Source organism: Mycobacterium sp. TH-M103 (assembly GCF_057473785.1).
In genome coordinates this window covers 1-9,997 of sequence record NZ_JBYCLG010000191.1, presented here as the reverse complement: position 1 = coordinate 9,997, position 9,997 = coordinate 1, and the positions used below count along the sequence as shown (strand labels likewise).

The window sequence follows — 9,997 nt, the reverse complement described above, 5'->3', positions numbered from 1 at the left end:
GGTCGAGATCATCGTGAAGCCCGGCGGCCGTTGCCGTTACACCACGATCCAGAACTGGTCGAACAACGTCTACAACCTGGTCACCAAGCGGGCCCGTGCCGAGGCCGGCGCCACCATGGAGTGGGTCGACGGCAACATCGGCTCGAAGGTGACGATGAAGTACCCGGCGGTCTGGATGACCGGCGAGCACGCCAAGGGCGAGGTGCTGTCGGTGGCCTTCGCCGGCGAGGGCCAGCACCAGGACACCGGCGCCAAGATGCTGCACCTGGCGCCCAACACGTCGAGCAACATCGTGTCCAAGTCGGTGGCCCGCGGCGGCGGCCGCGCCTCCTATCGCGGCCTGGTGCAGGTGAACAAGGGCGCGCACGGCTCACGTTCCAGCGTGAAATGCGATGCGCTTTTGGTCGACACGATCAGCCGCAGCGACACCTATCCCTACGTCGACATCCGCGAGGACGACGTCACGATGGGTCACGAGGCCACCGTGTCCAAGGTGAGCGACAACCAGCTGTTCTACCTGATGAGTCGCGGGCTGACCGAGGACGAGGCGATGGCGATGGTGGTGCGCGGCTTCGTCGAGCCGATCGCCAAGGAACTCCCGATGGAGTACGCGCTGGAACTCAACCGGCTCATCGAACTGCAGATGGAAGGTGCGGTCGGATGACCGCCACGGGAACGACGGGCGCGCTCACCAAAGGTGAGCTGTTCGCCTCCTTCGACGTCGACGCCTTCGAGGTCCCGCACGGCCGCGACGAGTTGTGGCGGTTCACCCCGCTGCGGCGGCTGCGCGGCCTGCACGACGGCTCGGCGCCCGCCACCGGCAGCGCGCGCATCGACGTCGACGAGCGGCCCGGCGTGCACACCGAGACCGTCCGCCGCGGTGACGAACGCCTGGGCCAGGCCGGTGCCCCCACCGACCGCGTTGCGGCGCAAGCTTTTTCATCGTTCAACTCCGCGACGCTGATCACCGTCGGGCGCGACGTACAGGTCGCCGAACCGGTCAACGTCACGGTCACCGGGCCCGGCGAGGGCGCGGTCGCCTACGGGCATCTGCAGGTCCGCGCCGACGAACTGGGCGAGGCCGTCGTCGTCATCGACCACCGCGGCAGCGGAACCTACGCCGACAACGTCGAATTTGTGGTCGGCGACGCGGCCCGGCTCACCGTCGTCTGGATCGCCGACTGGGCCGACGACGCGGTGCACGTCAGCGCCCACCACGCCAGGCTGGGCAAGGACGCGGTGCTGCGCCACGTCGCCGTCACCCTGGGCGGGGAGGTCGTGCGGATGTCGGCCACCGTGCGCTTCGACGGCCCCGGCGGCGACGCGGAGTTGCTGGGCCTGTATTTCGCTGACGACGGCCAGCACCTGGAGTCGCGCCTGCTGGTGGACCACGCGCAGCCGGACTGCACGTCCAACGTGCTGTACAAGGGTGCGCTGCAAGGGGATCCGGACTCCGCGCTGCCCGACGCGCACACCGTGTGGGTGGGCGACGTGCTGATCCGCGCGGCGGCCACCGGCACCGACACCTTCGAGGCCAACCGCAATCTGGTGCTTACCGACGGGGCGCGCGCAGACTCGGTGCCCAACCTGGAGATCCAGACTGGTGAGATCGCCGGCGCCGGCCACGCCAGCGCCACCGGGCGTTTCGACGACGAGCAGCTTTTCTACCTGCGCTCCCGAGGCATCCCGGAGGAGCAGGCGCGCCGGCTGGTGATCCGCGGTTTCTTCGGCGAGATCATCTCCAAGATCGCGGTGCCCGAGGTAAGGGAACGGCTGACCGCAGCCATTGAACACGAACTCGAACTCACGGAGAAGACGACAACCTCATGACGACACTGGAAATCAGGGACCTGCATGTCAGCGTCGACAATCCCGACGCCGCCGAGGGGGAGCGCGAGATCCCCATCCTCAACGGTGTGGACCTCACGGTGAAATCCGGTGAGACGCATGCGTTGATGGGCCCCAACGGCTCCGGCAAGTCGACGTTGTCCTACGCGATCGCCGGCCACCCCAAGTACCGGGTGACCTCGGGGTCGATCACGCTGGACGGCGAGGACGTGCTGGCGATGAGCGTCGACGAACGCGCCCGGGCCGGCATCTTTTTGGCCATGCAGTACCCCGTCGAGGTGCCGGGCGTGTCGGTGTCGAACTTCCTGCGCTCGGCGGCCACCGCCGTGCGCGGTGAGGCCCCGAAGCTGCGGCACTGGGTCAAAGAGGTCAAGGCGGCGATGGGTTCGCTCGAGATCGACCCCGCGTTCGCCGAGCGCAGCGTCAACGAGGGATTCTCCGGTGGCGAGAAGAAGCGCCACGAGATCCTGCAGCTCGAGTTGCTCAAGCCCAGGATCGCCATCCTCGACGAGACCGACTCCGGGCTGGACGTCGACGCGCTGCGGGTGGTCAGCGAGGGAGTGAACCGCTACGCCGAGACCGAGCACGGGGGCATCCTGCTGATCACCCACTACACCCGCATCCTGCGCTACATCCGCCCGCAGTTCGTCCACGTTTTCGTCGGCGGCCGCATCGCCGAGTCCGGTGGGCCGGAGCTGGCCGACGAACTCGAGCAGAACGGCTACGTGCGCTTCACCCAAGCGGCTGCGGGAGCGTGACCCATGACGACCCCGACCCGGCTGGACGTCGCGGCCATCCGCGCCGACTTCCCGATCCTGCAGCGCGTCATGCGTGGCGGGAACCAGTTGGCGTATCTGGATTCCGGGGCGACCTCGCAGCGCCCGCTGCCGGTGCTCGACGCCGAGCGTGAGTTCCTGCTCACGTCCAACGGCGCGGTGCACCGCGGCGCCCACCAGCTGATGGAGGAGGCCACCGACGCCTACGAGCAGGGCCGCGCGGACGTCGCGGCGTTCGTCGGCGCCGACGCCGACGAACTGGTCTTCACCCGCAACGCCACCGAGGCGCTCAACCTGGTGTCCTACGTGCTGGGCGACAACCGGTTCGAGCGGGCCGTGGGCGAGGGTGACGTCATTGTCACCACCGAGCTCGAGCACCACGCCAACCTGGTGCCGTGGCAGGAGCTGGCCCGGCGCACCGGCGCCACCCTGCGCTGGTACGGCGTCACCGGCGAGGGCCGCATCGACCTGGACTCGCTGCGGCTCGACGAGCGGGTGAAACTCGTCGCCTTCAGCCATCATTCGAACGTCACCGGGGCGGTGGCGCCGGTGGCCGAAATCGTCGCCCGGGCCAGGGCGGTGGGCGCGCTGACCGTGCTGGACGCCTGCCAGTCGGTGCCGCACCAGCCGGTCGACCTGCACGCGCTGGACGTCGACTTCGCGGCTTTCTCCGGGCACAAGATGCTGGGCCCCAACGGGATCGGCGCGCTGTATGCCCGCCGCGAGCTGTTGGCGACGCTGCCGCCGTTCCTCACCGGCGGCTCGATGATCGAGACCGTGACGATGGAGACGTCCACCTACGCGCCCGCACCGCAACGCTTCGAGGCGGGCACGCCGATGACCTCCCAGGTCGTCGGGCTGGGTGCGGCCGCGCGCTACCTGGATGCGATCGGGATGGACGCCGTCGAGGCCCACGAGCGAGAACTGGTCGCCGCGGCCCTCGAGGGACTCTCGGAAATCGGGGGCGTGCGGATCATCGGGCCCACGTCCCTGGTGGACCGCGGCTCCCCGGTGTCGTTCGTCGTGGACGGGGTGCACGCGCACGACGTCGGGCAGGTGCTCGACGACGAGGGCGTCGCGGTGCGCGTCGGGCACCATTGCGCGATGCCGCTGCACCGCCGGTTCGGGGTGGCGGCCACCGCGCGCGCGTCGTTCGCGGTGTACAACACCGCCGAGGAGGTCGACCGTCTGGTGGCCGGCGTTCGGCGCGCGCTCGATTTCTTCGGGAGAGAATGACGTTGCGGCTCGAGCAGATGTATCAGGAAGTGATTCTCGATCACTACAAGCATCCGCAGCACCGGGGACTGCGGGAACCGTTCGGCGCGGAGGTCTTCCACGTCAACCCGACCTGCGGCGACGAGGTGACCCTGCGGGTCGCGCTGTCCGACGACGGTGAGCGCGTCGTCGACGTCTCCTATGACGGGCAGGGGTGTTCGATCAGCCAGGCGGCGACCTCGGTGCTCACCGAGCAGGTGATCGGCCAGAGCGTCCCGGAGGCGCTCGAGACCATCGCCGCGTTCACCGAGATGGTGTCCTCCCGCGGCACCGTCGAGGGCGACGAGGACGTGTTAGGCGACGGGATCGCCTTCGCCGGCGTCGCCAAGTACCCGGCGCGGGTGAAGTGCGCGCTGCTGGGATGGATGGCCTGTAAGGACGCGCTGGCCCGGGCCTGCGAAGCTTTGAAGGAGGTTGGGTGATGAGCGAGACCACCGCCCCGGACGACGAGCTGCTCGCCGACGTCGAGGAGGCTATGCGCGACGTCGTCGACCCGGAGCTGGGCATCAACGTCGTCGACCTGGGCCTGGTCTATGGCCTCAACGTCGTCGACGAGGGCGACGAGGGAACCGTCGCCGTCATCGACATGACGTTGACGTCGGCGGCATGCCCGCTGACCGACGTCATCGAGGACCAGTCGCGCATGGCGCTGGTCGGCAGCGGCCTGGTCGACGAGCTGCGGATCAACTGGGTCTGGAACCCGCCCTGGGGCCCGGACAAGATCACCGACGACGGCCGCGAGCAACTGCGGGCCCTCGGCTTCACCGTCTGAGTCGGCCCCAACCCCGACGGGCCCTACGGTGGACGGGCCCTACAGGTGGAAGGGGAAGTGCGGGAGGTGCAGATGGTGATGATGGTGGCCGCCCATCGGTGGGCACGCCTCCAGGCTGATGGTCGTCGCCTGCAGTACCCCGTCGCCGCCGGTTCCCTGGGCTCCCAGGCACCGGCCTTTGACGATCGCCTGGGCGCCGGCCTGGGTCTGCTTGCGGTAAGTGGTGGTGTTCAGGACGGTCACCGTGGTGGGCGGCTTCCCGCCGGGGCCGCCGTCGACCGAGATCGTGTTGCCCGAGACCGCGGCCACCCTGCCATAGAGGCCTGCGGGCGGCGGGCAGGTGTCGTCGACCGCCGGGGCGATCGTCACTGAGTCGGCGGTGACGCCGCCGCCCGACGGGGCGCTTTGCGGGGTGGCGCGGACGTTGACGCAACTGCCGGGGGTCACGTCGCTCAGCCGGGCGGGGGTGACCTCGACGACGCGCGTCGACGGCGCGAAGTCGACCGTCGCGCTCCCGGTCCGGGTCCGAAGCGCTATCGCGTTGCCCGACACCGACTCGACGAGGCCCTCGACGTAGTCCCTGCCCTCCGGGGGTGCCGGCGGCGCCGCGCTCGGTGCGGAGCGCGGTGGGGCAGTCGCCGTCACGCTGCGCTTCCCGGCGTCGCTGTTCGTGGTGTGCGTGGCGCCGCACGCGGCGACGGTCAGCGCGACGATGACGGCGACGATCGCGGGTTGGAGCACCCGAGGTTTCACCGGGATGGCAGGCACCGACTTTCTCCGATCGCACGTCGATGCCCGGTGCGGGCGCGTCACACCGCGCCCGCACCGGGCGATACGAACCTCAGGCGGCTGAGGCGAGCGGGTCGCCGTCAGCCGCCCTGGGCGGGTTGCGCCGCCTTGCCACACTTGCCGTCGACGGCCTCGCGCAGCTTGATGCTGGTCGCCTGCAGCGTGCCGGTGCTGTCCTTGGTGCCGCGCGCCTTGATGCACTTGCCCTGCGTGATCGCGTCGCTGGTGGCTTCCACCTGCTTGGAGTACTTGGTCTTGCCGTCGACCGTCACAGCCGTCTGCACGGGATTGCCGGCGGCGTCGTTGGTCGTGACGTTGATCGTGTTGTTGGCCACCGACGCGACCGTGCCCCGGACCGGTATCGGCTTGGCGGGCGCCGGCGTGGCCGAGCCCGACGGCGCCGGGCTGCTGGAGGCGGCCGGGGACTTCGGCCCCTGCGGGCACTTGCCGTTGACGGCGGGCTTGACACGCACCGACGCCGCGGTGACCGGCTGTCCGGCCTCGGCTTCGGCCTTGGTGGGCCGCACGATCACGCAGCTGCCCGTGGTGACGTCGGTGAGCGCCGCGGGGGTGATTTCGGTGATCTTGGTGGTCGGCGTGTAGTCGACGGTGGCGTTGGAGTCGTCCTTCTGGGTGACCTGGACCGCGTTGCCCGCGACCGACGCGACCAGCCCGCTGACCTTGGCCTGACCCTCGGCCGGGGGCACACCGCTGGTGGAGGTCTCGGTGGAGGTGGACATGGACGTGGAGGTCGACGTCGACGTCGACGTCGAGCTGGACTTGTTCGACGAGGTGCAGGCCGCGATGGAGAGCGCGGTGGCTCCGGTGACAGCGAAAACAGCGAACCGGGTGAGTCGAGGGGACTGTGGGCTGACAGATATCAACGTTTCTCCAATCCTGGTTTGGCACCAACGCAAGGGGTTTACCCGTTGAAGCTGAAAGTAACCTGTGTGTAACAAAATCAGAAGGCGTCTTCGGCAACCCGCATGAGGTCGCCGTCGAGGGAGTCGACGACGCTGCGCAGGGAGCTCAGCCTGGGCAGGATGTTCCGGGCGAAGAAGCCGGCGGTGGCAATCTTGCCGCGGTAGAACGCCGCGTCAGTAGCGGCGGCCCGGTCGAGCGCGGCGCGCGCCGCCCCGGCCTGGACCAGCAGGCGCCAGCCGATCAGCAGGTCGCCCACCGCCAGCAGGTAGCGCACCGAGGCGAGTCCCACCTTGTAGATCTCGGGGGGATGCTCGGCGGCCGCCGTCAGGTACCCGGTCAGCGCCCCGGTCATCGCCGTGACATCTTCCAGCGCGGTCTGCAGCAGCCGCGCGTCCGGTTTGAGCGCCTCGTCGCAGGTGTCGATGGTCGCGGCGATCCGGGCGGTGACGAAGCGCAGCGCCTCACCCCGGTCGCGGACGATCTTGCGGAAGAAGAAGTCGAGCGCCTGGATGGCCGTGGTGCCCTCGTAGAGCGAGTCGATCTTGGAGTCGCGCACGTACTGCTCGAGGGGATAGTCCTGCAGGTAGCCGGAACCGCCCAGCGTCTGCAGCGACTCGGTGAGCACCTCGTAGGCGCGTTCGGAGCTCACCCCTTTGACCACCGGTAGCAGCAGATCGTCCACGCGGTGCGCCATCTGGTGATCAGCGCCCGAAACATGTTGCGCCACGCTGTCTTCTTGGTGTGTGGCGGCATACATGTACAGCGCGCGCAGGCCTTCGGCGTAGGCCTTCTGGGTCATCAGGCTCCGCCGCACGTCGGGGTGGTGGATGATCGTCACCCGCGGCGCGGTCTTGTCGGCCATCTGGGTGAGATCGCCGCCCTGCACCCGTTCCCTGGCGAAGGCCAGCGCGTTGAGGTAGCCGGTGGACAGGGTGCCGGCGGCCTTGACGCCGATGGTCATGCGCGCCTGCTCGATCACGGTGAACATCTGTGCGATCCCGTTGTGCACGCCGCCCACCAGATAGCCCACGGCTGGGACGTCCGTGGCGCCGAACGTCATCTCACAAGTCGGGGACGCCTTGATGCCCATCTTGTGTTCGAGCCCTGTGGCATAGACCCCGTTGCGGGGACCGAGCTCGAATGTGTCCGGGTCGAACAGGAACTTGGGCACGTAGAACAGGCTCAGCCCCTTGGTGCCCGGGCCGGCGCCCTCCGGCCGGGCCAACACGAGGTGGAAGATGTTCTCGGCGGTGTCCCCGACATCCCCGCCGGAGATGAACCGCTTGACGCCCTCGATGTGCCAGGTGCCGTCGGGCTGCTCGACGGCCTTGGTGCGGCCCGCGCCGACGTCCGAGCCCGCGTCGGGCTCGGTGAGCGCCATGGTGCCCTGCCAGCCGCGCTCCAGCCCCTCGGCCGCCCACCGCCGCTGCTCGTCGGTGCCCACCTCGTACAGCGCCTGGGCCATCAACGAACCGAGGCAGAAGAAGGTGGCGGCGGGATGGCCGCAGATGATCATCTCGTTGACCGCCCACGTCAGCGGCGGCGGGGCGGGCACGCCGCCGATCTCTTCGGCCAGGCCCAGTCGCCACCACCCGGCCGCTCGGATCGCCTCGACCGTCTCGGCCAACTCGGCGGGCACGCTGATGGTGTGCTGCTGAGGGTCGAACACCGGCGGGTGGCGGTCGGCGACGGCGAACGATTCGGCGAGCGGGCCCTCGGCCAGGCGGGCGGCTTCGGCCAGGATGGTCCGGACGGTCTCCTCGTCGAGGTCGCCGTATTTCCCGGCGCCGAGGACAGCGCCCAACTCGAGCACCTCGAACAGGTTGAACTCGAGATCACGCACGTTCGCGATGTAGTGGCCCAAGGTGGTTCCCTTCACCGGCGGGCATCAGCCACAGTGTCCTCCGAGCCGGAATAGGTACGCAACCGTAACCGGGGCGCCGCCCGGCCCGTCGCGGGAACACAACGCCCCCCCGGCCGCGTTGGGTTCGGTGTGACAACTTTGGAACTCACTGCTGAGAAATTCAACGAAACGATTGAGGGCAACGACATCGTGCTCGTCGACTTCTGGGCCTCGTGGTGCGGACCGTGCCGTCAGTTCGGGCCGACGTTCGAGGCATCGTCGGAGAAGCACCCCGACATCGTCCACGCCAAGGTCGACACCGAGGCCCAGCAGGAGCTGGCTGCGGCCGCCCAGATCCGCTCCATCCCCACCCTGATGGCGTTCAAGAAGGGCATGCTGCTGTTCAATCAGCCCGGAGCCCTGCCGCCGGCGGCGCTGGAGGACCTGGTGCGGCAGGTCAAGGCGTTCGACGTCGAGGCCGCTCAGGCGGATCAGGCGGACCAGACCTGAGCCCCCGCCGCGCTGCGTCGCGGCCCGGCGCGGGGGTCCGCGCTACCGTTCACGGGTGAGTTTGGTTCTGGTAGAGCATCCGCGACCGGGCGTCGCGCTGGTAACCCTCAACCGCCCCGAGCGGATGAACTCCATGGCGTTCGACGTCATGGTGCCGCTCAGGGAGGCTCTCGAGCGGGTCAGGCACGACAATTCGGTGCGGGTGGTGGTGTTGACCGGGGCGGGCCGGGGATTCTCCTCGGGCGCCGACCACAAGTCCGCGGGCGCGGTGCCCCACGTGGACGGGTTGACCCGTCCCACCTACGCGTTGCGCTCGATGGAGGTTCTGGACGAGGTCATCCTGGCCCTGCGCCGGTTGCACCAACCGGTAATCGCCGCGGTCAACGGCCCGGCCATCGGCGGTGGCCTGTGCCTGGCGCTGGCTGCCGACATCCGCGTCGCCGCGACCGGTGCCTACTTCCGCGCCGCGGGCATCAACAACGGCCTGACCGCCAGCGAACTGGGCCTGAGTTACCTGCTGCCCAGGGCGATCGGATCCTCGCGTGCCTTCGAGATCATGCTGACCGGCCGCGACGTCACCGCCGAGGAGGCCGAGCGGATCGGCCTGGTGTCCTGCCAGGTGCCCCAGGATCAGCTGTTGGACACCTGCTATGCCATCGCCGGGCGGATCGCGGCGTTTTCCCGGCCGGGGACGGAGTTGACCAAGCGCACACTGTGGAGCGGGCTCGATGCCGGTAGCCTGGAGGGGCATATGCAGGCTGAGGGCCTCGGACAGCTGTTCGTCCGCCTGCTCACCGCGAACTTCGAAGAAGCGGTCGCCGCGCGCAAAGAGCGCCGGCCGGCGGTTTTCACCGACGACAAATAGGCAAGGGGCGCGATCGTGATCACGGCCACGAACCTCGAGGTTCGCGCCGGCGCGCGCATCCTGCTCTCACCCGACGGCCCGGACCTGCGCGTGCAGCCCGGCGACCGCATCGGGCTCGTCGGGCGCAACGGCGCGGGCAAGACCACCACCCTGCGGATCCTGGCGGGGGAGGGTCAGCCGTACGCCGGTTCGGTCATCTGCACCGGCGAAATCGGTTACCTGCCACAGGATCCCAAACAGGGGGATCTGGAGGTGCTGGCGCGCGACCGGGTGCTGTCGGCCCGCGGCCTCGACGTGCTGGTCAGCGATCTCGAGAAGCAGCAGGTGCTGATGGCCGAGGTCGCCGACGACGAGGCGCGCGACCGCGCGATCCGCCGCTACGGGCAGTTGGAGGA

At 69.2% G+C, this 9,997-nt stretch carries 12 protein-coding genes and 1 pseudogene; 10 read left to right on the top strand and 3 right to left on the bottom strand.

The genetic code is table 11. The features are described from left to right. The 6 genes and pseudogenes from AC2VOR_RS10575 to AC2VOR_RS10550 form a co-directional block, all read left to right on the top strand. Nucleotides 1-664 (top strand): SufD family Fe-S cluster assembly protein (locus AC2VOR_RS10575; protein WP_486963753.1); only part of this gene is annotated, 664 nt, incomplete at its 5' end. Continuing rightward, nucleotides 661-1,830: a Fe-S cluster assembly protein SufD gene (gene sufD, locus AC2VOR_RS10570; RefSeq protein ID WP_369739129.1), complete on the top strand. Its 1,170-nt coding sequence runs from the start codon at nucleotides 661-663 to the stop codon at nucleotides 1,828-1,830. The genes AC2VOR_RS10575 and sufD, both read left to right, overlap by 4 nt. Further along, nucleotides 1,827-2,606: a Fe-S cluster assembly ATPase SufC gene (gene sufC, locus AC2VOR_RS10565; protein WP_369739128.1), complete on the top strand. Its 780-nt coding sequence runs from the start codon at nucleotides 1,827-1,829 to the stop codon at nucleotides 2,604-2,606. Before sufD ends, sufC begins: the two co-directional genes overlap by 4 nt. A gap of 3 nt (nucleotides 2,607-2,609) precedes the next feature. Beyond that, on the top strand, nucleotides 2,610-3,860 hold the full coding sequence (locus AC2VOR_RS10560) for a cysteine desulfurase (RefSeq protein ID WP_369739127.1): 1,251 nt from the start codon (nucleotides 2,610-2,612) through the stop codon (nucleotides 3,858-3,860). Then, nucleotides 3,857-4,343, top strand: a pseudogene (gene sufU / locus AC2VOR_RS10555) (Fe-S cluster assembly sulfur transfer protein SufU); the annotation flags it as partial. The gene AC2VOR_RS10560 and the pseudogene sufU, both read left to right, overlap by 4 nt. Beyond that, a complete protein-coding gene (locus tag AC2VOR_RS10550; RefSeq protein WP_369739126.1) occupies nucleotides 4,321-4,671 on the top strand; it encodes a metal-sulfur cluster assembly factor in 351 nt (116 codons plus the stop codon). The pseudogene sufU and the gene AC2VOR_RS10550, both read left to right, overlap by 23 nt. Before the next feature lie 39 nt (nucleotides 4,672-4,710). On the opposite strand, the gene AC2VOR_RS10545 is transcribed toward AC2VOR_RS10550, so the two are convergent. Continuing rightward, nucleotides 4,711-5,424: a DUF5666 domain-containing protein gene (locus tag AC2VOR_RS10545; protein ID WP_369741633.1), complete on the bottom strand. Its 714-nt coding sequence runs from the start codon at nucleotides 5,422-5,424 to the stop codon at nucleotides 4,711-4,713. A 116-nt stretch (nucleotides 5,425-5,540) separates the two neighbouring features. Continuing rightward, nucleotides 5,541-6,200 carry a DUF5666 domain-containing protein gene (locus AC2VOR_RS10540; RefSeq protein WP_369739125.1) on the bottom strand — a complete coding sequence of 220 codons (660 nt, stop codon included), beginning with the start codon at nucleotides 6,198-6,200 and terminating at the stop codon, nucleotides 5,541-5,543. Here AC2VOR_RS10540 and AC2VOR_RS10535 point away from each other — a divergent pair. Beyond that, entirely contained in the window at nucleotides 6,199-6,393 is a 195-nt protein-coding gene (locus AC2VOR_RS10535) for a hypothetical protein (protein WP_369739124.1), read from the top strand. The genes AC2VOR_RS10540 and AC2VOR_RS10535 overlap by 2 nt on opposite strands. A gap of 28 nt (nucleotides 6,394-6,421) precedes the next feature. On the opposite strand, the gene AC2VOR_RS10530 is transcribed toward AC2VOR_RS10535, so the two are convergent. Next, nucleotides 6,422-8,248, bottom strand: coding sequence for an acyl-CoA dehydrogenase (locus AC2VOR_RS10530; RefSeq protein WP_369739123.1), 1,827 nt, complete (start codon nucleotides 8,246-8,248; stop codon nucleotides 6,422-6,424). A gap of 129 nt (nucleotides 8,249-8,377) precedes the next feature. Between AC2VOR_RS10530 and trxA the strand changes: the two genes are divergently transcribed. The 3 genes from trxA to AC2VOR_RS10515 form a co-directional block, all read left to right on the top strand. Then, nucleotides 8,378-8,737, top strand: a complete 360-nt coding sequence (trxA, locus tag AC2VOR_RS10525) for a thioredoxin (RefSeq protein WP_369739122.1) — start codon at nucleotides 8,378-8,380, stop codon at nucleotides 8,735-8,737. A gap of 55 nt (nucleotides 8,738-8,792) precedes the next feature. Next, the gene (locus tag AC2VOR_RS10520; protein WP_369739121.1) at nucleotides 8,793-9,602 is read left to right on the top strand and encodes an enoyl-CoA hydratase; all 810 of its coding nucleotides are present in this window, start codon (nucleotides 8,793-8,795) and stop codon (nucleotides 9,600-9,602) included. A gap of 15 nt (nucleotides 9,603-9,617) precedes the next feature. Next, nucleotides 9,618-9,997 (top strand): ATP-binding cassette domain-containing protein (locus AC2VOR_RS10515; protein ID WP_486963752.1); only part of this gene is annotated, 380 nt, incomplete at its 3' end.

Bases quoted from the DNA above. Each gene is read 5' to 3' on its own strand.
- sufC (WP_369739128.1), top strand. From the start codon at position 1,827: ATGACGACACTGGAAATCAGGGACCTGCATGTCAGCGTCGACAATCCC.
- AC2VOR_RS10560 (WP_369739127.1), top strand. From the start codon at position 2,610: ATGACGACCCCGACCCGGCTGGACGTCGCGGCCATCCGCGCCGACTTC.
- sufD (WP_369739129.1), top strand. From the start codon at position 661: ATGACCGCCACGGGAACGACGGGCGCGCTCACCAAAGGTGAGCTGTTC.
- AC2VOR_RS10535 (WP_369739124.1), top strand. From the start codon at position 6,199: ATGGACGTGGAGGTCGACGTCGACGTCGACGTCGAGCTGGACTTGTTC.
- AC2VOR_RS10540 (WP_369739125.1), bottom strand. From the start codon at position 6,200: ATGTCCACCTCCACCGAGACCTCCACCAGCGGTGTGCCCCCGGCCGAG.
- AC2VOR_RS10550 (WP_369739126.1), top strand. From the start codon at position 4,321: ATGAGCGAGACCACCGCCCCGGACGACGAGCTGCTCGCCGACGTCGAG.